Origin of the sequence: Nocardia sp. NPDC057455, assembly GCF_042802775.1 — a bacterium.
Taxonomy (GTDB): Bacteria; Actinomycetota; Actinomycetes; order Mycobacteriales; family Mycobacteriaceae; genus Nocardia.
On record NZ_JBHVDM010000007.1, the window covers coordinates 99,826 to 122,246 of the forward strand.

22 protein-coding genes, 1 tRNA gene and 1 pseudogene are annotated in these 22,421 nt (G+C 67.9%); 14 read left to right on the plus strand and 10 right to left on the minus strand.

The genetic code is table 11. The features are described 5' to 3' along the window. Positions 1-75 precede the first annotated feature (75 nt). Positions 76-1,269, minus strand: a complete 1,194-nt coding sequence (locus ACFU5M_RS04735) for a serine hydrolase domain-containing protein (protein ID WP_379043698.1) — start codon at positions 1,267-1,269, stop codon at positions 76-78. 42 nt (positions 1,270-1,311) lie between these two features. On the opposite strand from ACFU5M_RS04735, the gene ACFU5M_RS04740 reads away from it, so the two are divergent. The 6 genes and pseudogenes from ACFU5M_RS04740 to ACFU5M_RS04765 all read left to right on the plus strand — a co-directional run bounded on the left by ACFU5M_RS04740 (position 1,312) and on the right by ACFU5M_RS04765 (position 4,976). Then, positions 1,312-2,145 carry a serine hydrolase domain-containing protein gene (locus ACFU5M_RS04740; protein ID WP_379043701.1) on the plus strand — a complete coding sequence of 278 codons (834 nt, stop codon included), beginning with the start codon at positions 1,312-1,314 and terminating at the stop codon, positions 2,143-2,145. A gap of 95 nt (positions 2,146-2,240) precedes the next feature. Next, positions 2,241-2,774: a DUF3145 domain-containing protein gene (locus ACFU5M_RS04745; RefSeq protein ID WP_379043704.1), complete on the plus strand. Its 534-nt coding sequence runs from the start codon at positions 2,241-2,243 to the stop codon at positions 2,772-2,774. Between the two features lie 199 nt (positions 2,775-2,973). Further along, positions 2,974-3,150 (plus strand): annotated as a pseudogene (locus tag ACFU5M_RS04750) (helix-turn-helix domain-containing protein); the annotation flags it as partial. A 213-nt stretch (positions 3,151-3,363) separates the two neighbouring features. Continuing rightward, positions 3,364-4,149 (plus strand): hypothetical protein, encoded by a 786-nt coding sequence (locus ACFU5M_RS04755; RefSeq protein WP_379043794.1) that lies wholly within the window; start codon positions 3,364-3,366, stop codon positions 4,147-4,149. Positions 4,150-4,275: 126 nt separating this feature from the next. Then, positions 4,276-4,647, plus strand: coding sequence for a hypothetical protein (locus ACFU5M_RS04760; RefSeq protein WP_379043707.1), 372 nt, complete (start codon positions 4,276-4,278; stop codon positions 4,645-4,647). Then, positions 4,644-4,976, plus strand: coding sequence for a hypothetical protein (locus ACFU5M_RS04765; RefSeq protein ID WP_379043709.1), 333 nt, complete (start codon positions 4,644-4,646; stop codon positions 4,974-4,976). Before ACFU5M_RS04760 ends, ACFU5M_RS04765 begins: the two co-directional genes overlap by 4 nt. A 15-nt stretch (positions 4,977-4,991) precedes the next feature. Here the strand turns inward: ACFU5M_RS04765 and ACFU5M_RS04770 are convergent, their stop codons facing one another. Further along, the gene (locus tag ACFU5M_RS04770; RefSeq protein WP_379043711.1) at positions 4,992-5,831 is read right to left on the minus strand and encodes a methyltransferase domain-containing protein; all 840 of its coding nucleotides are present in this window, start codon (positions 5,829-5,831) and stop codon (positions 4,992-4,994) included. Positions 5,832-6,146: 315 nt separating this feature from the next. On the opposite strand from ACFU5M_RS04770, the gene ACFU5M_RS04775 reads away from it, so the two are divergent. Then, positions 6,147-6,965 carry a class I SAM-dependent methyltransferase gene (locus ACFU5M_RS04775; protein ID WP_379043714.1) on the plus strand — a complete coding sequence of 273 codons (819 nt, stop codon included), beginning with the start codon at positions 6,147-6,149 and terminating at the stop codon, positions 6,963-6,965. A 91-nt stretch (positions 6,966-7,056) separates the two neighbouring features. Here the strand turns inward: ACFU5M_RS04775 and ACFU5M_RS04780 are convergent, their stop codons facing one another. The 3 genes from ACFU5M_RS04780 to ACFU5M_RS04790 form a co-directional block, all read right to left on the minus strand. Further along, a complete protein-coding gene (locus tag ACFU5M_RS04780) occupies positions 7,057-7,779 on the minus strand; it encodes a hypothetical protein (protein ID WP_379043717.1) in 723 nt (240 codons plus the stop codon). Positions 7,780-8,022: 243 nt separating this feature from the next. Next, on the minus strand, positions 8,023-8,604 hold the full coding sequence (locus ACFU5M_RS04785; RefSeq protein ID WP_379043720.1) for a GNAT family N-acetyltransferase: 582 nt from the start codon (positions 8,602-8,604) through the stop codon (positions 8,023-8,025). Positions 8,605-8,639: 35 nt separating this feature from the next. Then, positions 8,640-10,058: a serine hydrolase domain-containing protein gene (locus ACFU5M_RS04790; protein ID WP_379043723.1), complete on the minus strand. Its 1,419-nt coding sequence runs from the start codon at positions 10,056-10,058 to the stop codon at positions 8,640-8,642. A gap of 129 nt (positions 10,059-10,187) precedes the next feature. Here ACFU5M_RS04790 and ACFU5M_RS04795 point away from each other — a divergent pair, with 129 nt between their 5' ends. Then, positions 10,188-10,922, plus strand: coding sequence for a TetR/AcrR family transcriptional regulator (locus ACFU5M_RS04795; protein WP_379043726.1), 735 nt, complete (start codon positions 10,188-10,190; stop codon positions 10,920-10,922). 62 nt (positions 10,923-10,984) lie between these two features. On the opposite strand, the gene ACFU5M_RS04800 is transcribed toward ACFU5M_RS04795, so the two are convergent. The 5 genes from ACFU5M_RS04800 to ACFU5M_RS04820 all read right to left on the minus strand — a co-directional run bounded on the left by ACFU5M_RS04800 (position 10,985) and on the right by ACFU5M_RS04820 (position 13,439). Continuing rightward, complete coding sequence (locus ACFU5M_RS04800) at positions 10,985-11,377, minus strand: hypothetical protein (protein WP_379043729.1); 393 nt, start codon at positions 11,375-11,377, stop codon at positions 10,985-10,987. Positions 11,378-11,702: 325 nt separating this feature from the next. Beyond that, a tRNA-Val gene (locus tag ACFU5M_RS04805) sits at positions 11,703-11,774 on the minus strand. A 17-nt stretch (positions 11,775-11,791) separates the two neighbouring features. Beyond that, complete coding sequence (locus ACFU5M_RS04810) at positions 11,792-12,256, minus strand: peroxiredoxin (RefSeq protein WP_379043732.1); 465 nt, start codon at positions 12,254-12,256, stop codon at positions 11,792-11,794. A 76-nt stretch (positions 12,257-12,332) separates the two neighbouring features. Next, entirely contained in the window at positions 12,333-12,755 is a 423-nt protein-coding gene (locus ACFU5M_RS04815) for a DUF3052 domain-containing protein (RefSeq protein ID WP_379043788.1), read from the minus strand. Positions 12,756-12,881: 126 nt separating this feature from the next. After that, complete coding sequence (locus ACFU5M_RS04820) at positions 12,882-13,439, minus strand: hypothetical protein (RefSeq protein ID WP_379043735.1); 558 nt, start codon at positions 13,437-13,439, stop codon at positions 12,882-12,884. Between the two features lie 213 nt (positions 13,440-13,652). Between ACFU5M_RS04820 and aceE the strand changes: the two genes are divergently transcribed. From aceE to ACFU5M_RS04850, 6 genes are all read left to right on the plus strand, one after another. Beyond that, complete coding sequence (aceE, locus tag ACFU5M_RS04825; RefSeq protein WP_379043738.1) at positions 13,653-16,568, plus strand: pyruvate dehydrogenase (acetyl-transferring), homodimeric type; 2,916 nt, start codon at positions 13,653-13,655, stop codon at positions 16,566-16,568. A gap of 11 nt (positions 16,569-16,579) precedes the next feature. Next, on the plus strand, positions 16,580-17,914 hold the full coding sequence (locus ACFU5M_RS04830) for a PucR family transcriptional regulator (RefSeq protein WP_379043741.1): 1,335 nt from the start codon (positions 16,580-16,582) through the stop codon (positions 17,912-17,914). 128 nt (positions 17,915-18,042) lie between these two features. Then, positions 18,043-18,957, plus strand: a complete 915-nt coding sequence (locus ACFU5M_RS04835) for an ACP S-malonyltransferase (protein WP_379043744.1) — start codon at positions 18,043-18,045, stop codon at positions 18,955-18,957. Positions 18,958-19,077: 120 nt separating this feature from the next. Continuing rightward, entirely contained in the window at positions 19,078-19,380 is a 303-nt protein-coding gene (gene acpM, locus ACFU5M_RS04840) for a meromycolate extension acyl carrier protein AcpM (RefSeq protein ID WP_014349925.1), read from the plus strand. A 10-nt stretch (positions 19,381-19,390) separates the two neighbouring features. Then, positions 19,391-20,641, plus strand: coding sequence for a KasA/KasB family beta-ketoacyl-ACP synthase (locus ACFU5M_RS04845; protein WP_379043749.1), 1,251 nt, complete (start codon positions 19,391-19,393; stop codon positions 20,639-20,641). Between the two features lie 122 nt (positions 20,642-20,763). Continuing rightward, positions 20,764-22,197, plus strand: coding sequence for an acyl-CoA carboxylase subunit beta (locus ACFU5M_RS04850; protein ID WP_040865737.1), 1,434 nt, complete (start codon positions 20,764-20,766; stop codon positions 22,195-22,197). The last annotated feature ends 224 nt before the right edge of the window (positions 22,198-22,421 follow it).

Below are 22,421 nucleotides of genomic sequence, written 5' to 3' on the forward strand. Positions count from 1 at the left end.
CGGCCCGTGCCTTGTGAGTGTAGGCAGCCTCGTGCACCGCGCAGGGGATCGCGAGCGGTCCGCGCGCCGCCCGGCTCAGATCCGGCAGCGCAGCAAGGCTTCGCGCAGGTTGCGGCTGCGGACGTCGTCGAGGACGGCGAGGCCCAGCCGGTTCATCGTGTAACCGAAGCCCAGACCGGTTGCCGGGTCGGCGAAGCCGAACGAGCCACCGAGTCCCGTGGTGCCGTAGGCGCGTTTGTCGGAGCCGAAGCGGAAGCTGCCGCGCGATTTGCGGAAACCGAGGTGGTATCGGCTCTTGGTGTGCAGCACCAAGTCCTCGGCGGGGACGTCGTCGGCGGTTCGGGCCGCGGCGAGCCGGTCGAGCAGTGCGTCGTCGATCGGAAGTGCGCCGGTGCGCCCGGCCGCCGCGCCGTAGACCTCGGCCAGCGCGCGGGCGTTGCCCACGCCGTTGGACGCGGGAAGTTCCACCTCGAGGAACTCGCGCCGGCTCGCCCGCGCCGGGGCACCGCAGCGCGGGTTGGTCAGCGCCGCGTAGGACAGCCCGCGTTCGGCGTAGATCTCCGTGCCGATCCGCAGCGGGAGATCGCGCTCGTAGCGCAACACGTCCAGGCCGCGGGTGGCCGACATCGTGGCGATGCGGTCCATGCTCTGTTCGGCGGGCAGGCCGATGAAGAAATCCACGCCGAGCGGTGCGGCGATGTCGTCGGCGAAGATCCGTCCGAGCGTGCGGCGGTCCGGGTCGACGCGGCGCAGCAGCTCGCCCTGGTACAGGCCGAGGGTGATCGCGTGATAGCCGTGCCTGGTGCCGGGCCGCCAAGCCGGTTTCTGCGCCGCCAGAATGCGGGCGAGGCCGTCCAGGTCGGCGATCTGGGGCAGACGCACGACCTCGCTCAGGCCGGACAGGCCCGCCTGATGGTCGATCAGCTGACGCACGGTGATCGCGTCCTTGCCGTGGGCGGCGAACTCCGGCCAATACTTCGCCACCGGCTGGTCATAGTCGAGCAGACCCTTGGCTACCGTGGCGGCGACGGTGAACGCCGCCATGCCTTTGGTCGAGGAGAACACCGGCACGATCGTGTCCTGCTCCCAGGGCAGCGTGCGCAGGCGATCGCGGAAGCCGGCCCACAGGTCCACCACGGGGCGCTCACCGGCGTATACCGCTACGGCGGCGCCGATTTCGCCGTGGCGCTCGAAGTTGCGGCGGAAGGCGTCGGCGACGGGTTCGAAACCGGATGCGACGTCGCCGTGAACAGTGGGCTTTTCACTCATGGCGAGTCGATGGTAGCTACCCGGTTCTCGTAGGCTCGCAGGGTGCGTTCACTCGAGCAGATTCGGGAATGGCCGGTTCGGCACGCGGCGGCCGCGGTGGTCACCGCCGACGGCGGCGTCGCGAGCGAAGGTTCTGTCGAGCGGGTGTTCCCGCTCGCGTCGGTGACCAAGCCCCTGGTCGCCTACGCCGTGCTCGTCGCCGTGGAGGAGGGCGCGGTCGACCTCGACCAGCCCGCCGGGCCGCCCGGCGCCACGGTGCGTCATCTGCTGGCGCACGCGTCCGGACTCGCGTTCGACACCACCGATGTCCAGGCGTCGCCCGGATCGCGGCGGATCTACTCCAGCGCGGGTTTCGAAGTGCTCGCCGAATTCCTCACCGAGCAGACCGGGATAGCGTTCGACGAGTACCTGCGCGACGCCGTCTTCGAACCGCTGGGCATGACGGCTTCGGTACTGGCCGGTCCGGCCGGGCACGCGGGACGGTCCAGCGCGGCGGACCTGGCCCGCTTCGCCGCCGAATTGCTGAACCCCCGGTTGATCTCGGCCCAGACGCACGCGGCGGCCACCTCCGTCCAGTTCCCGGGCCTCAACGGTGTGCTGCCCGGCTACGGTTCGCAGCGCCCCAACGACTGGGGACTTGGCTTCGAAATCCGCGACGGCAAGTCTCCGCACTGGACCGGTGGCACGAATTCGCCACAAACCTATGGACATTTCGGCCAATCCGGGACATTTTTGTGGGTTGACCCGAAAACGGAGTTGGCGTGTCTCGCTCTGAGCGACGAGAATTTCGGCGACTGGGCGCGGGCGGCCTGGCCACCGCTGAGCGACGCCGTGATCGCGGAGGCGACAGCCGCGCGCAACACGGTCGCGAAGTAACACGTGTAACTTCGGGCACTCCAGTACACTCAGGCAACGCCAGTACGACGAGTCGTTGGGGAAGACGGTCCTCGTCGAAGCTGGAGGTATTGGTGGTGCGCGCATCGAGTCAGTTCGCGGACGCGACGGCGGGTGTGGTCTACATCCACTCGTCGCCTGCCGCGCTGTGCCCGCATGTCGAGTGGGCACTCACCTCGGCCCTCGGCGCTCCGGCGAAGCTGCGCTGGACCGCCCAACCGGCCGACGGCCAACTGCGCGCCACCAGTGAGTGGATCGGTCCGGTCGGCACCGCCTCGAAGATCGCCCAATCGTTGCGCTCCTGGCCCGTTCTGCGCTTCGAGGTGACCGAGGACCCCAGCGACGGCGTGGACGGCGAGCGCTACAGCTTCGTCCCCGGCCTCGGCCTGTGGCACGGCTCCACGAGCGCCAACGGCGACGTCATGATCGGCGAGATGCGCCTGCGCGCCATGCTCCAGGCCACCCGCGAACTGGGCAAGTACTCCGCCTACGACCTGGCCGCCGAAATCGACCGCGCCCTCGGCACCGCCTGGGACGAGGACCTCGAAATCTACCGCTACGGAACGGAAACCGGCGCCGAGGTCACCTGGCTGCGCCGGGACGTGGGGTAGGCGTCGCGGACACACCAGATGCGGGTCACCTTCCCCGGCGCTGGACAAACTATCTTGTCCTCTCTGGTGACGGCTGCTCGGAGCAGCGCATCACGATGGTTCTTATGGAATGGAGCGGGAGCACAATTCACCGGTGTCCTGTCGACAGGCGCCCGCGCTCGGACTGGTACCGGTCCGTCCGACGACCTACTCTCGAGACATGGAGCACACCGGACAGCGCATCCGGTACTGGCGCAGGCGGCGGGGTGGGATCAGTCAGAAGGTGCTGGCTGATCGTGCCGGGTTGACGCAGGGCTACATCTCGCAGATCGAGAGTGGGCAGCGGGCGTTGGATCGGCGTGCGACTCAGGTTGCCATCGCTCGCGCGCTGAACGTCACCGTCGCGCAGCTGCTGGGGCAACCGGGAGATCCGACGGATCCGGCCAAGGCTGTTGCCATGGCGGCGATTCCGGAGATCAGGTCGGCTTACGTCGAGATTTCGGTGGGTGAACGTCGGAAACCGGACCGGCCACGGGAAGCCGTACGCGAAGCGGTCGCCCGTTCGACGATCCTGCGCAATAACGCGGACTACGCCGCCCTCGCTCCGGGCATGGCCGACCTGCTGCGAGATGCCTTCTACTTCGGTGGGCCCGAGTTCGTCGAGTTGACGTTCAATGCTCGGTTCCTGGTCAAGGGTGTGGGATTTCCGGACCTCGCCTCGGGGATCGCGGATGCCGGCCTTCGGTGTGCTCGGAATCTGGAGCTTTCCGAATGGATCGGCTTGGCGGAGATCTCCAGACTGAACGCGATGCCGCCGGAGAACGCGGCGCTGGCCGGTCGATTGGCGTCCCGTACTGCGGCAGCGATGCAGCCTTTCCTCGGTGCCACCGCGGTCCGCCAGGCATACGGGAATCTGCTGTGCCGGGGTGCCATCGCCAATGCGGTGGCGGGGCAGGCTGGTACCGCCGCGGACCTGCTCGATGAGGCGTATTCCGAAGCGCGCTCGCTCGGCGAAACCGAGGACGGCGGGTTCGGGCTCCTGTGGTTCGGTCCGACCAGCGCGGCGATCTGGCATGTGTCGGTGGCGAGCGAACTCGGTGACAGCGACGCGGCTATCAGGGTGGCTCGCACCGTTGATCCACGGCCGGTTCGTGCGCCGAATCGAGTCGTCTATTTCTGGACCGATTACGGCCACGCTCTCACTGCCGCAGGCAACGATGCCGAAGCAGTTCGGGCCTTCTCAGCGGCCGAAATGGTCGACCCGCAACGTACCCGAATGGACCCCCTGGTCCTCGATTCCGTGGCGGCGATTGCTCGCCGAGCGCACCGCAAGGCGCTCGACAGTCGCCTTCTGACCTTGTCCAACAGCCTTGGCATTGATCCCCACGCGGTATAGCGCTCTGTAATCGTCACTTCCCGCTCGGCGGGCACGCTGATGTCAGCCTCGCCGCCGAGTCGACGCCGTTTCCACTCCTCGGCGGCGGGTGCTCACTGAACACAACGAGCAGGGGAGTGACAGGGGATGGACGGCGACTGCGCCAGCGTCACATCACTGGGCCCGAACGCGCTGGGCTTCATTCGGCGCGAGGTTTCCGGTGCGGACGAACAACACGATGAACGGTTGATTCGCGAAATAGCGACTGCGCGGGGCTATTTCGTGGTGGAGCTGGTTGTCTTCGCTACGGCGGTCAGGGCGGCGGCTCTACTGGCGGTCGAGCATATTCGGGTGGCCGATGCGGTCGCGGTGATCGTGCCGGGCCTTGCTCACGTCGAGCCGTTCGCCCGCGCGGTTACCGAACTATGCGACCTGATCACTCCCGAGCAGACGTATCCGCGCGGGTATCGGTGGCCGTCGCTGCTGCCCATCGACCACCCGTACCGGAGGTTGCCGTGACCGGGTGGCAGTTGGTCGCGATCGGTGTGGTGCTGCTCTCGCTCATCGGTGTCACGTTGTGGCTGTGGCCCGTTCGGCTGCCGGAGGGCCGCAGTGTGGACGAAATCAGCCGACGAGTGCAACGGGAGCGCGGAGACATGGACACGACGCTTCGGCCGATGGGTTTCCCACACGACGCTCCCGATCACGCGATGGGTGTGGGGGAGGCGCAGATGACCATGCAGCGGCACCGTGCTTGTCGCGTGGGGGAATGCGCGCGTAAGACGGCGGCGTGGCGGGCACTCGTGCAGGCCGGGCGTATCCGGCCGGATGCGGGGCGGCAACGGTGAGCGCCGGGCGGCTCACTATCCTCGGTGCCCGAGCACGGCGAACATGGTGACCGAGAAGTGGTAATCGCCTTTGGCGATGCCCGCCTCCATGCTGGAGAGGAGGTCGCGCCCTTCTTCCTCGGTGATCGCGCCGCCGGCGCCTGCCGACGCGATCATCTGCGTGAACAGGGGGCGAGCGGTCTCCGGATTCCAGATCACCGCCTCCGATCCCATGTCATCGATGACGAAGCCCGCTGCGGTCAGCAGGCCGCGCAGGCGGCGGCCCGACGCGGGATCGGAGGTGGTCGCGAGCATCGCCTTCGACAAGCGGGCGACTACGTCAGGGTCGCCGGGATGGGCGATCACGGTATGCCAGTCGCTGTCGATGAGCAGCACGCGACCGCCCGGTCGCAGGACCCGGGTGATCTCGGCGGTGGCAGCCACCGGGTCGTCGAGGTGCTGGTAGACCCGCTCGCAGCGCACCGCGTCGAAGTAACCGTCCGGGAACGGCAGGTGATAGGCAGTGCCTTCGACGAAGCGGGCCGGGGACTCGGCCGTCTCGGCGCGCCCACGGGCGATGGCGAGCATCGCGGGATTAGGGTCGACGCCGACCGCGTCGCCGCCGGGCCCGACACGCTCGGCCAGTTCGATCACCTCGGTGCCCGTTCCGGCGCCGATATCCAGTGCGCGCTCACCGGGATGGACGGCCAAGACCTCGTGCCCCCACGCGCGCATGCGCCGAATACCCGGCAACGCCGCTTGGAGGTCGAGGATGCCTACCAGCGCGGCCATCGGGTCGTCAGGGGAGGTGCGCGAAGTGTCGGGAATCGCGTTCACGTGGAATGACGGGATAGACGGCGCGGGCTCGCTCGGCATACACCGACAGTAATCCCGGCACCGCTGCGAATGGCAATACGTGCGCGGGTGAACATCAAGCCTGGGGCCGGAATTTCTCGGACCAGGTCGACGGAGGGACGAGTCTGCGGACCGGGAAGGCCGCCTGATCCGGTCGCCCGTTCGGTGCGACCTGAACACCTGCTCGGCTTATGGTTGAGGCGAGCCGCGCTCATCCGTGAGACAGCACTGGAAGCGGCTTGCCAACAGTCAGCGAGAGCGATCGCCGGTCGGCGCGGAAGAACGCGATGGCCATTTCCGAGGCGTCCACCGGACCGACTACAGAGGGAGCGTCAGATGACCGAACCCGGCTCCGCGGATCTGAAGAAGCGGCATCGCGCGATGTGGGCGATGGGCAACTATCCGGCCATCGCCACCGAGGTGATTTCCGGCGTGGGCCGGCGTCTCGTCGAGGTGTGCGGTATCGGCCCGGGGCAGCGGGTGCTCGACGTCGCGGCCGGGTCCGGGAACGCCGCGATCCCGGCTGCGGAGACCGGCGCGGATGTCGTGGCCAGCGACCTCACGCCGGAACTGTTCGAGGCGGGTCGGCGCATCGCCGCCGACCGGGGTGTCGACCTGCAATGGCGGGAAGCCGACGCCGAGGCATTGCCCTTCTCCGACGCCGAGTTCGACGCGGTGATCTCCTGTGTCGGCGTCATGTTCGCGCCGTTCCACCAAGCGGCCGCGGACGAACTGGTGCGCGTGGCCAAACCGGGCGGCACGATCGGGTTGATCAACTGGACACCCTCCGGATTCATCGGGCAGATGTTCGCCACGATGAAGCCGTTCGCTCCGCCGCCCCCGCCCGGCGCGCAGCCGCCGCCGCTGTGGGGCGACGAAGCGCATGTCCGGTCGCTGCTCGGCGACCGCGTCGACAACCTGGAGTTACGCCGCGAGAACGCGGTCATCGACCGTTTCACCGATGCCGCCGAGTTCCGCGACTTCTTCAAGACCTATTACGGACCGACGGTCGCGGTGTACAAGGCGATTGCCGGGGAGCCCGACAAGATCGCGCAGTTGGACCGGTCGCTCGCGGAGCTGGCCGCTCAGCACGACCTGGGCAACGGCCGGATGGAGTGGGAGTACCTATTGGTGACCGCACGCCGATCGGCCTGAGCCGGGTCAACGGCGCTCCCCGTTCGGCGGGTTCGGGACGCTGCTGCCCTACCGGGCGTGCGCGGCGTCCGATGGTCTCCGGGTTCGGCCGTCATGCGCCAGGGCGGGCGGGCTGATGGCGCGTCGGGTCGTATTGCTCGAAATAGGACTCGCCCACGGCGAACATTCCGCGTTGCGGCAGCCAGAAGTCCCCCAATGTGGCCTGCTCGGCCAGAGGTCCCGGACGACCGACGTCGATTCCGTCGATCCGGGCAGTGCTGTTCTCGACGGTCCACAGCATCCGGGGATTGGCCAGGAACCATTGACCGTTGGGGGAAGTGCCGCTGAGCCGGACCCGCCCGACGCCGAGCGCCGGACCCGCCACCCGCGACATGAGCGACAAGACGCCGGGACGTCGCCACAATGCGGCGGGCATCATGCGACCGAGGCTCGTCATCGCGGCTGTCGCCACCGATCGTCCCAGCTCGAGATCCCACACGATCCTGTCGCCCACCCGCACTGTGAACGTGGTGGGACCCGTCCAATCAACCGAGATGTCCTCCACGCGCGCATCTTCGAGCGCTGACCCGTAATAGCGGGCGCAGCTGGTGGCAGGGGAGACACTGCTGTAGATCACCCACTTCCCGGCGGGATCTCGATGCCACACCGCGTCGTATCCCGCGCCGACCGAGCTGGCGGGGAAATGCCGCAGCGCCAAGTAGTGACCACTGGCGAAGGGCAATCCCATCACCCCGTAGCCGGAAAATCTTTCCTCATCCGCGCCCGAGGGGAGCACCTTGTCGATTGCGGCAATCGAGCGTGGACTGTCGGTCATCGCCGACCTCCTCGAGGAGTGGACTCGTGCCGATTATTTTACGTCCCTGAAAGGGTGCGGCAGTAGAAAATCAACCCTGACCGGCAGCTACACCGAGCACGTCGGTTCGCCCGATCGGGACTTCAAGGTGCGGGTGGCGACCGGGCGATGATGGACGCCGGCGATGGCATCGCGGGATCGAGCTCAGGCAGGCGGGGACAGACGCGCAGCGCACACACGCAGGCCCGGTTGCCGGACGCGCACTCAGGGCCGCGGTGTGGCCGTTGTTCCCTGTCGGCCGCAGCGGTCGGGCCGCTGATCATGGACGCCGGTGCCGACCCGGTAACGCCGTGCCGGACCGAGCTGGGTGTCCACGATGGTCTCGAGGACGCCGCCCTGGCGCTCGATGGTCTTCGCCGAGGCGATGTTGTCGGCCGCGCAGACGATCAGCACTCGGTCCATGCCGAGTTTGTCCGCCTCGTCGAGCATCCGGCCCAGAGCCCAGGTGGCCAGCCCGCGTCGGCGCGCGGATGGCCGGATGCCGTAGCCGATATGGCCCGCCCACCGCACGAAGTCGTCGAGCCCGCGCCGCAGAGCGATCCCGCCGAGCACTTTGTCACCCTCGACGATCCATCGATAAGTGCACCGCGCCCGGCCGGTCCGGTCCGACGCCCGGCCCGATTCGTCGGCCAGCCGGGCGACCCAGGCCGCGAAACCGGTCGGCGAACGTACCTCGTCGTATGGTCGCAGTCCGAAGCCGTCCTCATGCGGGCCGGGACCCCACTCGTCGTGCGCCTCGAGCCAGGCCGCATGCAGACGCGTAGTCGGAGCGATCAACGCGGGCATATCGCGACGATACCGATCCGGCTGCCCGAGAACGGTCACCGTCCGATCGGGGCCGGGACCGGCTCGGTTGACCGCAGCTTTGCGTTGTCCGTTTTGGGGGCGGCGCGCATGCCGATGTAGCAGACACCGGTGCCGTCCGCGAGCGCGGAGAACACCACGGGCATCCAGTCCTCAGCGAAGGGGCCGGTGCCCGCCCCGGCGAATACGGTGTCGGAGATGGGGGTCAACGTCATTTCCATCGCCGGCGAGAGCCCGGCCATGCCATCGACGAATTCGTAGACCAGATGGCCCGCGCCGTCTCGTTCGGTGACGGTGATGACCACACCCTCGCGCCGGTAGATCCCCGTGAACGGTGTGATGTCCACGGCGGGCGGCGCCGCAGGCGGCGCGAAGGCGGCAGGCATCTGCACCCCGGCCAGTTCGGCCAGGAGTTCACGCAGAAGGTCTGTGTAGAGCAGGCGGGATCCGCCGCCGTTGGTCAGCAGGACCACCGCCACTCCGGCGGACGGGACGACGCGCAGGAAGCCGTACTGTCCGATGGTGGCGCCGTCGTGTCCGAAGCCGGGGATGCCGTTCCAGTCGTAGAGCGTCCAGCCCAGGCCCCAACCGTCCGCGCTCACCGTCCATTTGTCGGGCGAATCGACCACGCGTCGCTGCATCGCCGCGACGCTTTCGGCCGACAGCACCCTGGTGCCGTCCGGCGCCACACCTGCGTCGAGGTGCATTCGCACAAGCCGAGCGAGATCAGCGGCGGTGGCGCACAGGACACCGCCGTAGGGGCCGGCCGAGCGAGGCAGCATGTTCCACGCGGGGGCGGGCTGCGGCTCCTGCCCCGGCTCACCGAGGTGCCCCATCGCGGCGGGGAAACGCAGCACGTCTTCGGGCAGGGTGACGGTGCCGTTCAGGCCCAGCGGTGCGCACAACTGCTGGGCGAGCGCTTCGTCCCAGGTCAGACCGGTGAGGACTTCAACGATGCGGCCGAGCACGTTGTATCCGATGCTGCTGTAGGAGATGGCCGTGCCGGGCGGGCAATCCAAGGCCACCCCTGCGGCAGCCTCCACGTACTTGGCGAGGCAGTCGTCACCGCGCCCGGTGTCGTGGGTGAAGTCGCAGGTCAATCCGCCCGTGTGGCTGAGCAACTGCCGAGGGGTGATGCGCCCGGTGGCTTCGGGATCGGCGGTGGCGAACTCCGGCAGGATCTCCACCACCGGTGCATCCAGATCCAGCCGGCCGGCTTCGGCGAGCTGCATCACCAGCGTGGCGGTGTGGATCTTCGTGATCGACCCGACCTGGAACACCGCATCCGTGGTCACCGGCACCCCGGTTCCCCGGTGCAGGACTCCGCTGGCCAGCTCATGAATCTGCCCGTCGACCAGTACGGCCAGGCTTGCCCCCGGAACGTGGTAGGCGGCGCGTAGTTCTTCGAACCGGGCCTGCCAGCGAGCGATCTCCATGATGACGTCTCCTTCGGGAATACCGCGAATGCGATGCGCACACTGTATGCAAAGCGGAACACTGTGCGCAAGAGGGAACATCGTGCGCTATCCTCGATGAGACCGCTGACATTCGATGAAAGAGACGCCATGGCCGCAGCGCAGAAGCCGATCACCTCGGTGTGGACCCGCCCCCCGCGCGAGCGCAAACAACCCTCGCTGAGCCGGGAACAGATCGTCGCCGAAGCGGTACTGCTCCTGGACGCCGACGGCATCGAGGCGTTGAGTATGCGCAAGCTCGGCACGCGCCTGGGCGCAGGCGCCACCTCGCTCTACCGTCACGTAGCCAACAAGGACGAGCTGATCGAACTGGTCGTAGACGAGGTCTACGGCGAGCTGGAACTACCGGAGCCCCTCGATCCCGCCGACTGGCGACCCTCGATCGCCGCCGGCGCCCGCAGCCTGCGCGCGATGGCGCTGCGCCACCCCTGGGTCGCCACAGTGCTGGGCCAAGTCGGACTCGTCCACCTCGGACCGAACGTCATGCGCATGTCCGAACGCATGCTCGCGCAGTTCGAAGCAGCGGGATTCCCGCCGGAGGAAACCGAGCAAGCCCTGGGCACGCTCATCTCCTACGTCATCGGTACGGCGATATCGGAGGCGGCCTACCTCGCGATGATCGCGCGCAGCGGCATGGACGAACGCGAGTGGGTGGCAGGCCTGCTGCCCGCCGTCGACGAGGCCACCCTCGGCCTACGGCGGCTGCGCCAAGGAGCCGCCGACCAGCGGGACAAAGACCCGGGGCAGATCCGAGAGGACACCTTCACCTACGGACTGGACCGGGTGCTGGACGGCCTGCAAACGCGGATCGGAGCGAAAAGCTAGAACGATAACGCTGTTCGACGCGCCGCTCGTCGCGGCCGCTATCCGGTGCGAGGGAAGCGCCGTCAGGGCGCATCCAACACACTGGCCGGAACCCCGTAGGGCAGAAATCGCACCCGACGGCGATCATCGGTGTTGTCGCGATGCGCGCGCAAAGCCTCGAGCTCGCTCGGAAACACCTGGTCGACCCTGGCCTCGCCGTTGTCGTCGATGCTGTAGATCGCCCACACCCCGCTGCCGGTCTCGCCGGTGGTCTCGCCTTCGGGTTTCGGTGGACGTGGCCGATCCGGTTGGACGAACTGCCCGAGCAGCGACGCCAGTGAACCGACGCTCGCGTGATCCACGCGATCCAGGTAAACGCCTGCTTTCCCGAGCAGGTCGCGCAGCTCGGTCCCCGCCCCACGCAGTGCGCGTTCGAAATCTTCCGGATCTATGCCGAAAGGTCCGTTGGTTGGCATCGCATGTGCTCCTGAGGGACGAATTGGACGTTACGCCCTCAGTGTCCTCGCGAAACGCCGACTTCGCCACGCCGATCGCGCCCGTCCTCGACGCCGTCACGCTTCCCGACGTGCAGGCGATCCCAGGCCGGGTAGCTCCCCTCGGTGATATCTGGGCGCTTCGTCGGAGACGACGCCCACAACCGCCGCTACGTCGGGACCGTGGGAACAGTTTCGTCGTGGAGTGACGAACTCCGCTGCAACGCGACCCCTGATGCCGTGCGTGGCCGCCCGTAGCGCAGTCCAGCGGGGACACGTAGTGGGTTCTCTACCTGATCTTCTTCGGTGGGCGCAGAGGGGATCGAACCCCCGACCGCTGGTGTGTAAAACCAGTGCTCTACCGCTGAGCTATACGCCCGGACCGTTACCGGCGGCTTATGAATCTAGCGCGGCGAGCGCTTTCTCCCAAGCCGCCTGGTCACGGGGCTCTCCGGGGCCGTTCATCTCGGCGAAGCGGATGTAGCCCTCGCGGTCGACGACGAATGTGCCGCGGTTGGGGTAGCCGGTCTTCTCGTTGAAGACGCCGTAGGCCTGGGCCACCGCGCCGTGTGGCCAGAAATCCGACAGCAGCGGGAAGACGTACCCCTGTTCGGCGGCCCAGATCTTGTGCGTGGGCGGCGGGCCGACCGAGATCGCCACGATCTCCGCGTTGTCGTTCTGGAACTTGGGCAGCTCGTCGCGGACCTTGCACAACTCGCCCTGGCAGATCCCGGTGAAGGCGAGCGGGTAGAAGACGATCAGGACGTTCTTCTTCCCGCGGAAGTCCGACAGGCTGACTTCCTGGTTGTTCTGGTCCTTGAGCGTGAAATCCGGCGCGACAGTGCCGACCTCGAGCGGCATAGCGAATCCTCCATCGTGTCGGGTCTCCACCGGGCGGGCGTGCGACACCACCCGGTGGAAACCATAGCGCGGTGGGTCAGCGCTGCTTCGAGGGCGCCTTGGGCTGCACCAGCCTGCTACCCGCCCACGAGCCGAGGCTGATCGCCGAGGTCTGGGTCAGACCTGCGGTCGGTGCGGATTCGGCGATTTCGCTCGGCTCGACGTGGCCGGGTTGTCCGGTCTTGGGGGTGAGTACCCAGACGAAACCTTCGTCGGCGAGGGGGGCGATGGCGTCCATCAAGGCGTCGACCAGATCGCCGTCCCCATCGCGCCACCACAGCAGCACGACGTCGATCACCTCGTCGGAGTCCTCGTCGACGAGCTCGCCGCCGATCGCTTCCTCGACGTCGGCCCTCAGGTCGTCGTCGACGTCCTCGTCCCAGCCCAATTCCTGGACAACCAAGCCGTGTGAAATGCCAAGCTTCTGAGCGTAGTTCTGCGCGTCCGCCGCGGCGACCACGGTGGTGTCCTCCTCAACTCCCGACAATGGATAGTTGCAAGCGAACATGGTTATGGGCTTCAGCGCAAGCCGATCCGGCGAAATAGCTACCGAATGTCGCGTTGCGATGGTGTGTCAAGGGCTTTCTCAGCGCTTCGGACACGAGTCGCGGACGGCGTTGCGCGCGTCGTTGACCCGCCTGCTGGCGTCGTTGAGCGCCGCGACGGGGGCGGTGTAGGTCATCTTGCGCGTCTCGGCGGCCAGCGCGCGGGCCGCGTTCACGTACTCGGTGAAGAGGCCCGCCAGATCGCCGGGTAACGCGTCCCTGGCGGAGTTCGCGCTGCTTTCCACCTTGTTCGCGGCGTCCTCGAGGGTCTGCACCGCCGAGTCGCGCTTGGCGTCGTAGTCGGGCGCGTTCGAATCGTGCGCGTCGACGAAGTCGTTGTATTTGCTTACGCCCGCTCCGGTGATGGTGGGGAACTGACCGCAGTTGTCGGCGATGGCCTTGGCCTGTGCCGCCGCGCGCCGGGAGGAGGTCGCCGCCGCCGACGAGGACGCCGCCTCGGTCTTGTACGCAGCCAGATCGCTCGCGTTCGGACCGGCCACGCCGTCCACCCGGTTGGCGCACCCCGCGACGACCACTCCGATAGCGACCGCGCCGGTGGCGCACACCATTCCGAACCCGCGTGGGTTCAGCAGCTTCATCGTCCTCCCGCTCCTCAGGGCTGCCACGCTCTCATGCTCACCTTGCCTGTCGAACGGTACTGGATTTCCGGCTGACATGATGATTTGGGACGCGCCATCGGCAAGGATGGATGGTGCGCCCGAACCTTTCGTAAACGGGCGGTCCGCCAACCAGCGAACCCGCCCGGGGATACCGACGCCATCAGCATGTCCACCCCTGTACGAGGAGCAGATTTGACCGACCTGATCCACTCTTCCGCACCGGCGAAATCCGCCGGTAACAGCTCCGCCCCCGCGCCCGCCGCGAGCAGCGATCCGAACGGGTCGCACACGCCGCAGCCGGGCGGACGGGTGCGGGTGATCCGCGAAGGGGTGGCGTCCTACCTACCGGACATCGACCCGGAGGAAACCAGCGAATGGCTCGAGTCGTTCGATGAGATGCTCGACCGGGAAGGCCCCGGCCGGGCGCGTTACCTCATGCTCCGCTTACTGGAGCGGGCCGGTGAACGTCGGGTCGCCATTCCGTCGTTGACCTCCACCGACTACGTCAACACCATTCCCACCGAGAACGAGCCGTGGTTCCCCGGCGACGAGGAGGTGGAGCGGCGCTTCCGCGCCTGGATCCGCTGGAACGCCGCGATCATGGTGCATCGCGCCCAGCGCCCCGGCATCGGCGTGGGCGGCCACATCTCGACCTACGCGTCCTCGGCGGCGCTCTACGAAGTCGGCTTCAACCACTTCTTCCGCGGCAAGGACCATCCGAGCGGCGGCGATTCGATCTTCATCCAGGGCCACGCCTCGCCGGGCATCTACGCTCGCGCGTTCCTGGAGGGCCGGTTGTCGGCCGATCAGCTCGACGGGTTCCGGCAGGAGTACAGCCACGGCGGCCCCGGCCACGGTCTGCCGTCCTACCCGCACCCGCGGCTGCTGAACAACTTCTGGGAGTTCCCGACGGTCTCCATGGGTCTGGGCCCGATGAACGCCATCTACCAGGCGCGATTCAACCACTACCTGAACGATCGCGGGATCAAGGACACCTCCGATCAGCACGTGTGGGCGTTCCTCGGCGACGGCGAGATGGACGAGCCGGAGTCGCGCGGCCTCGCGCACGTCGCGGCCATGGAGGGTCTGGACAACCTGACCTTCGTGGTCAACTGCAACCTGCAGCGCCTGGACGGGCCGGTGCGCGGCAACGGCAAGATCATCCAGGAGCTGGAGTCGTTCTTCCGCGGCGCGGGCTGGAACGTCATCAAGGTGATCTGGGGTCGCGAGTGGGACGCGCTGCTCGGCGCGGACCGCGACGGGGCGCTGGTGAACCTCATGAACAGCACCCCGGACGGCGACTACCAGACCTACAAGGCCAACGACGGCGCGTACGTGCGCGACCACTTCTTCGGCCGCGACCCGCGCACCAAGGCGCTGGTGCAGGACCTGTCCGACCAGGAGATCTGGAACCTCAAGCGCGGTGGCCACGACTACCGCAAGGTGTACGCCGCGTACGCGGCCGCGATGGCGCACAAGGGCCAGCCGACGGTGATCCTGGCCAAGACCATCAAGGGCTACACCCTCGGTAAGCACTTCGAGGGCCGCAACGCCACGCACCAGATGAAGAAGCTGACCCTGCAGGACCTGAAGGACTTCCGCGACCTGCAGCGGATCCCGATCAGCGATGCCGAGCTGGAGAAGGATCCGTATCTGCCCCCGTACTACCACCCCGGTATGGAGGCTCGCGAGGTCCAGTACATGCTCGACCGGCGCAAGGCGCTCGGCGGGTTCCTGCCCGAGCGGCGCGCCGCGGCGGCGCCACTGAAGCTGCCCGGCGACGAGGCCTACCGCTCGGTGCGCAAGGGGTCGGGCAAGCAGAGCGTGGCTACCACGATGGCCCTGGTGCGGCTGATGAAGGAGCTGCTGCGGGACAAGGAGATCGGCAAGCGGATCGTGCCGATCATCCCCGACGAGGCCAGGACCTTCGGTATGGACTCGTGGTTCCCTTCGTTGAAGATCTACAACCGCAACGGTCAGTTGTACACATCCGTCGACGCCGAATTGATGCTTGCCTACAAAGAGAGCGCCGTCGGGCAGATCCTGCACGAGGGCATCAACGAAGCGGGGTCGACGGCCTCGTTCACCGCGGCGGGCACCTCGTACGCCACGCACGGCGAGCCGATGATCCCGCTGTACATCTTCTACTCGATGTTCGGCTTCCAGCGCACCGGCGACGGACTGTGGGCGGCGGCCGACCAGCTCGCCCGCGGCTTCGTGCTCGGGGCGACCGCCGGGCGCACCACGCTGACCGGTGAGGGCCTCCAGCACAACGACGGGCACTCGTTGCTGCTCGCCTCCACCAACCCGGCCGTGGTCACCTACGACCCGGCGTTCGCGTTCGAGATCGCCCACATCGTGCGCGACGGCCTGCGCCGGATGTACGGCGGGGGAGCAGCGCCGCAGGGCGCCGCGCCGCTGCCCGGGACCCATCCGCACGGCAGCGCGGGCGAGTTCGGCGGCGAGGACGTCTTCTACTACATCACCCTCTACAACGAGCCGTACCAGCAGCCGGCCGAGCCGGAAGACCTCGACGTCGCAGGCCTGCTCAAAGGTATCTACCGGTACAAGCGCGGGGGTGCGGGCGACGTGCGCGCCCAGATCCTGGTCTCCGGCGTCACCGTGCCGGATGGCTTGCGCGCGCAGGCGCTGCTCGCGCAGGAGTGGGGCGTGCAGGCGGACGTATGGTCGGTGACCTCGTGGGGCGAGCTCCGCAAGGAGGCGCTCGACAAGGAGATCGCCGCACTGCGCGATCCGGGCAGCGACCCCGGCCTCCCGTACGTCACCGAGGCGCTGTCGCGCGCCGAGGGCCCGTACGTCGCCGCCACCGACTGGATGCGCGCGGTGCCCGACCAAGTGCGCAAGTGGGTGCCGGGCGATTTCACCACGCTCGGCACGGACGGTTTCGGCTTCTCCGACACCCGCCCGGCCGCGCGACGGGTGTTCAACGTCGACGCGCAGTCCATCGTGGTCGCGGCCCTGGCCGGTCTCGGCCGGACCGGCAAGCTCGACCCGGCCAAGGCGGTGGAAGCGGCGGCGAAGTACCGGATCGCCGACGTGGACGCCGCGCCGAAGGCAGCGGTGAGTTCTGACGAAGACCTCGCGTAGCGGAATATTGGATGGTGGACCGTAAACCGCCGCGGCCGCGACGGATCTCCGAGGGCTCTTCCGAGCACGAGGTGTATCTGCCGACGGGCGCGCTCTCCCCGAACCGGCAGACCCGCGACCCCCTTCCGGACACGCTGCTCAAACGTGTGAAGCAGTTCTCCGGCCGCCTCTCCACGGAGGCGGTGGGGTCGATGCAGGATCGGTTGCCGTTCTTCGCCGATCTGGACGCCGCGCAGCGGGCCGGCGTGCAGATGCTGGTGCAGACCGCGGTGGTGAACTTCCTGGAATGGCTACAGGACCCGGACAGCGACATCCGGTTCAGCCTGGACGCCTTCCAGGTCATCCCGCAGGATCTCGCGCGGCGGTTGACGCTGCGCCAGACCGTGGACATGGTCCGCGTCGCCATGGAGTTCTTCGAGCAGTGGCTGCCCGCGCTCGCGCGCAACGACCGGCAGCTGGTGGCCCTGACCGAGGCGGTGCTGCGGTACGGACGCGAACTCGGGTTCGCCGCCGCCTCGGTGTACGCCAGTGCCGCCGAGTCGCGCGGCGCGTGGGACACCAGGCTGGAGGCGCTCGTCGTCGACGCCGTGGTGCGCGGCGACACTGGTCCGGACATGCTCTCCCGGGCCGCGACGCTGAACTGGGACGCCACCGCACCGGCGACGGTGCTGGTGGGCACCCCGCCCGGCGAGCAGGGCGTCTCGTCGGTGGGGTCGGTGCATTCCATCGCGGCGCGGCACGGGCGGGCCGCGCTCGCGGTGGTGCAGGGGGCCAGGCTGGTGATGGTCGTCTCCGGACATCTGGGGGAGACATCGCATGTGTCCCCTTTTCTGGCCGACCTGCTCGCCGAGGTGTTCTCCGACGGCCCGGTGGTGATCGGGCCGACCACCCGCACGCTGGGCGCGGCACACGCCAGTGCGGTGGAAGCGCTGGCCGGGATGGAGGCCGTGGTGGGCTGGCGCGCGGCTCCGCGCCCGGTGCACGCGGCGGAATTGCTGCCGGAACGCGCTTTGTTGGGTGATCGAGCTGCGATCGACGCGCTGAACGAGTACCTTGTCCTACCGTTGGCCGCGGCGGGTTCGTCGCTGGCGGACACTCTCGACGCCTATCTGGATTGTGGTGGAGCGGTCGAGACGTGTGCGCGTCAGCTGTACGTCCATCCAAATACGGTCCGGTACCGCCTCAAGCGCATCGGCGAGATCACAGGCCGTGATCCGCTGAATCCGAGAGACGCGTATGTGCTCCGGATCGCCGCCACAGTGGGTCGTTTGACACGAACCCGTAACGAATCGTCGACTCCTGCCCCAGAGGCAACTCCGGTCGCGTTCAGTCCCGAGGGCTTGTAACGCATCCGCGGAATCGGTCGATTCGGACAGCCCACTTGGTCTTTTGTGGAACCCCCACAAAAGCGCTTCCGAAGCTTCATCCGCGTCGACATCTCGTGCGGCCCGCCTCACAGTGTTTTCTTAGAGGCGTGATCGCGTTGTTCGCCCCTGGACAGGGCTCTCAGACACCCGGCATGCTCGCGCCTTGGCTCGACCTCCCCGGCGCGGCTGAGCGCCTTACGCTGTGGTCCAAGGCTTCCGGCCTGGACCTGGTCCGTCTCGGTACCACGGCGACGGCCGAGGAGATCACCGACACGGCCGTCACCCAGCCGCTGGTGGTCGCCGCAGCGCTGCTCGCGTTCGCGGAGATCTCGCCCGACGAGCTTCCCGCCGCTACCATCGTGGCCGGGCACTCGGTCGGTGAACTCGCCGCCGCTGCCGTCGCCGGAGTCATCTCCGCCGACGACGCGGTCCGGCTGGCCGCCATCCGCGGAGCGGAGATGGCCAAGGCGTGCGCACTGGAGCCGACCGGTATGTCCGCGGTGCTCGGCGGCGATGAGGCCGCCGTGCTGGAACGGCTCACCGAACTCGACCTCGTCCCGGCCAATCGCAACGCGGTGGGTCAGATCGTGGCCGCGGGTCGGTTGGACGCTCTCGCCGAGCTCGCCGCGAATCCCCCGGAGAAAGCCAGGGTTCGCGCGCTGCCCGTCGCGGGCGCGTTCCACACGGCGTTCATGGCCTCGGCGCAGGATGCTGTGACCGATGCCATAACGAAGATCACGCCGAACGAGCCGACCAGGACCTTGCTTTCGAACTTCGACGGCAAGCCTGTCGCGTCCGGACGTGATGCGATAGATAAGCTCGCCGCGCAGGTCACCCGGCCGGTTCGCTGGGATCTGTGCACCGAGTCCGTCCGGCAAGCCGGCGTCTCGGCAGTGGCGGAGCTGCCGCCGGCGGGCACCCTCGTCGGTATCGCGAAGCGGGAGCTGAAGGGCACGCCCACGCTGGCCCTGAAGACCCCACAAGACCTCCCCGCGTTGGCTGAGCTGACCGTAATTGGCTAGCTTTCCTCCGCGACCATGCATCCAGATGCGAGGTCGTGACCGAGAGGCGGTAACCATTTCCGCGCTCGATCCGAAAAAAACCAGTAGAGCCCTACAAAGTATCAAGAAGGGAGCCACGAAGTGGCCGCTCTGACCCAGGAACAAATCGTCGAGGAACTCGGCAAGATCATCGAAGAGGTGACCGGTATCGAGCCCTCCGAGGTCACGATCGAGAAGTCCTTCGTCGATGACCTGGACATCGACTCGCTGTCCATGGTCGAGATCGCGGTTCAGACCGAGGACAAGTACGGCGTGAAGATCCCCGACGAGGATCTGGCCAGCCTGAAGACGGTCGGCGACGCCGTGTCCTACATCCAGAAGCTCGAGGCCGAGAACGCCGACGCGGCGGCCGAGCTCAAGGCCAAGTTCGACAACGCCGAGTAGGGCCGAAACTGTGACCACTCCTTCCACCTTGAATGGGAACTTCCCCAACGTCGTCGTAACCAGCCTTGCGGCGACCACGTCGATCGCGGGTGACGTCGATGCGACGTGGAAGGGACTCCTCAACGGCGAGAGCGGCATCGACGTTCTCGAGGATTCCTTCATCGAGGAATACGATCTTCCGGTCCGCATCGGCGGTCACCTGAAGGTCCGGCCCGACACCCTGCTGTCTCGTGTCGAATGCCGGCGCATGGCCTACGTCGAGCAGCTCGCGACCGTGCTCGGTCGCGAGGTCTGGCGGAACGCGGGCAGCCCGGAAGTCGACCCGGAGCGGCTGGGTGTGGCCATCGGCACCGGATTGGGAGGCGGCGACGCCCTCATCGATTCCGTGGACAAGCTGAAGAACGGCGGCTATCGCAAGATCTCGCCGTTGGCTGTGCAGATGGTCATGCCGAACGGCCCCTCGGCCGTTGTCGGTCTCGAACTGAAGGCCAGGGCAGGAGTGGTCACTCCGGTCTCGGCATGCTCGTCCGGCTCCGAGGCCATCGCCAATGCCTGGCGCATGATCGTCATGGGTGACGCCGACATCGTCGTCACCGGTGGCGTCGAAGGCTTCATCGACGCGGTGCCGATCGCGGCGTTCACCATGATGCGCGCCATGAGCACCCGCAACGACGACCCGAAGGGCGCCTCGCGTCCGTTCGACAAGGATCGCGACGGCTTCGTCTTCGGCGAGGCGGGCGCGCTGATGGTCATCGAGACCGAAGAGCACGCGAAGGCCAGGGGCGCGACCATCCACGCCCGCCTGCTCGGCGCGGGCATCACCTCCGACGGCTTCCACCTCGTCGCCCCCGATCCCACGGGTGACGGCGCCGCGCGGGCGATGACCAGGGCGATGCAGTCCGCGGGTCTGACCAAGAAGGACATCACGCACATCAACGCGCACGCGACCGCGACTCCGATCGGCGACACCGCCGAGGCGAACGCGATCACCAAAGCCGTGGGCAACCATGCCTCGGTGTACGCGCCGAAGTCGGCACTCGGTCACTCGATCGGCGCCGTCGGCGCCCTGGAATCCGTGCTGACCGTGATGAGCATCCGTGACGGCATCGTGCCGCCGACGTTGAACCTGGAGAACCAGGATCCGGAGATCGACCTCGACGTGGTGAAGGGCGAAGCCCGCCGCCAGGAGATCGAGTACGCGATCAACAACTCCTTCGGATTCGGTGGGCACAATGTGGCGCTCGCCTTCGGTCGGGCATAGCCGCGCGATCGACTGCACAACGAGCCCGGCGGGGTCGGCCAGCTGAGCTGGCTCGGCCCCGCCGTGGTTCGACATACGCAGCCGCAGCAGCGGCACACTCATCGAGTTGAGGAGACCACGCGATGACAATCATCGCTCCCGCGTTGCATCAAGAGACTGCGACCGACCCGCGTGATCCGCTCGGTCGACTCCAGCGCTTCTTCGATCCCGGCACCATTCTTCCGCTCCACCCGCGCGACAAGTCCGGCGTGCTTGCCGCCATCGGCGAGGTGGACGGCGTCCGCACCGTGGCCTACTGCTCCGACGCGACCGTCATGGGCGGCGCGATGGGCGTGGAGGGTTGCAAGCACATCGTCGACGCCATCGACACCGCGATCGACTCCGGCGTCCCCGTGGTCGGCCTGTGGCACTCCGGCGGCGCTCGCCTGGCCGAGGGCGTCGAGGCGCTGCACGCGGTCGGCCTGGTCTTCGAGGCCATGGTGCGCGCGTCCGGCCTGGTCCCGCAGATCTCCGTGGTGCTCGGCTTCGCCGCCGGTGGCGCCGCCTACGGTCCCGCGCTGACCGACATCGTGATCATGGCTCCGGAAGGCCGCGTCTTCGTGACCGGCCCGGACGTGGTGCGCAGCGTGACCGGCGAGCAGGTGGACATGGCCACCCTGGGCGGCCCGGAGACACACGGCAAGAAGTCCGGCGTCACCCACATCGTGGCCGACGACGAGTCCGACGCGCTGCACCGCGCGCGCCGCCTGGTGTCGATGTTCGCCGAACAGGGCGAGTTCGACCTGGTCGCGGCCGAGCACGGCGACGTGGACCTGAAGGCCATGCTGCCGGAATCGGCCAAGCGCGCCTACGACGTGAAGCCGATCATCCACGAGCTGCTCGACAACGTCGACGGCGAGTCGTCGTTCGAGGAGTTACAGGGGCTCTACGCCCGCAGCATCGTCACCGGCATCGGTCGTCTCGGCGGCCGCACCGTCGGCGTGCTGGCGAACAACCCGATCCGCCTCGGCGGCTGCCTGAACTCCGAAAGCGCGGAGAAGGCGGCGCGCTTCGTGCGGCTGTGCGACGCGTTCGGCATCCCGCTGATCGTGGTCACCGATGTTCCGGGCTACCTGCCCGGTGTCGGCCAGGAATGGGAAGGCGTCGTGCGGCGCGGTGCGAAGCTGCTGCACGCGTTCGCCGAGGCGCGCGTTCCGCGGGTCACCTTGGTCACCCGCAAGATCTACGGCGGCGCCTATATCGCGATGAACGCTCGTTCGCTCGGTGCGACGGCGGTCTACGCGTGGCCCGGTTCCGAGGTGGCCGTCATGGGCGCCAAGGCCGCGGTCGGCATCCTGCACAAGAAGGCACTGGCGGCCGCGCCGGAGGAGGAGCGCGAGGCGCTGCACGAACGGCTCACCGCCGAACACGAGCGCATCGCGGGCGGCGTGGAGCGCGCCATCGCGATCGGTGTGGTCGACCAGGTCATCGACCCGGCGAAGACCCGCAGCGTCATCGCCGCGGCACTGGCCGCGGCCCCGGCTCGCGCCAGCCACCACAAGAACATCCCGCTCTGATCGCTCACCGAAGCGGGCCCTCGCCCTCTCGGGTTTCACACGGTCGTCGCAACGCTCTCGTTTCGGGAGGTTGCGGCGACCGTGCTGTTTTCCGGCTGCGCGGAGTGGGTTGGCGAACCGGCGTGGCGTGCGCCGATTCGGTGGCTTGGTGGGGTGTACGCGTCCAGGGCCCGCGGAGGTCGTGACGTTTCACGGGGCGAGGGCGGCTCGGTGGTCGGTAGCAT

Coding starts and splice junctions, on each gene's coding strand:
- ACFU5M_RS04790 (WP_379043723.1), bottom strand. CDS start 10,058: ATGGAGATCGCTCGCTGGCAGGCCCGGTTCGAAGAACTACGCGCCGCC.
- ACFU5M_RS04760 (WP_379043707.1), top strand. CDS start 4,276: ATGGACGGCGACTGCGCCAGCGTCACATCACTGGGCCCGAACGCGCTG.
- ACFU5M_RS04735 (WP_379043698.1), bottom strand. CDS start 1,269: ATGAGTGAAAAGCCCACTGTTCACGGCGACGTCGCATCCGGTTTCGAA.
- ACFU5M_RS04780 (WP_379043717.1), bottom strand. CDS start 7,779: ATGACCGACAGTCCACGCTCGATTGCCGCAATCGACAAGGTGCTCCCC.
- ACFU5M_RS04775 (WP_379043714.1), top strand. CDS start 6,147: ATGACCGAACCCGGCTCCGCGGATCTGAAGAAGCGGCATCGCGCGATG.
- ACFU5M_RS04820 (WP_379043735.1), bottom strand. CDS start 13,439: ATGAAGCTGCTGAACCCACGCGGGTTCGGAATGGTGTGCGCCACCGGC.
- ACFU5M_RS04800 (WP_379043729.1), bottom strand. CDS start 11,377: ATGCCAACCAACGGACCTTTCGGCATAGATCCGGAAGATTTCGAACGC.
- ACFU5M_RS04830 (WP_379043741.1), top strand. CDS start 16,580: ATGGTGGACCGTAAACCGCCGCGGCCGCGACGGATCTCCGAGGGCTCT.
- ACFU5M_RS04755 (WP_379043794.1), top strand. CDS start 3,364: ATGGCCGACCTGCTGCGAGATGCCTTCTACTTCGGTGGGCCCGAGTTC.
- ACFU5M_RS04785 (WP_379043720.1), bottom strand. CDS start 8,604: ATGCCCGCGTTGATCGCTCCGACTACGCGTCTGCATGCGGCCTGGCTC.
- ACFU5M_RS04770 (WP_379043711.1), bottom strand. CDS start 5,831: ATGCCGAGCGAGCCCGCGCCGTCTATCCCGTCATTCCACGTGAACGCG.
- ACFU5M_RS04810 (WP_379043732.1), bottom strand. CDS start 12,256: ATGCCGCTCGAGGTCGGCACTGTCGCGCCGGATTTCACGCTCAAGGAC.
- ACFU5M_RS04850 (WP_040865737.1), top strand. CDS start 20,764: ATGACAATCATCGCTCCCGCGTTGCATCAAGAGACTGCGACCGACCCG.
- ACFU5M_RS04795 (WP_379043726.1), top strand. CDS start 10,188: ATGGCCGCAGCGCAGAAGCCGATCACCTCGGTGTGGACCCGCCCCCCG.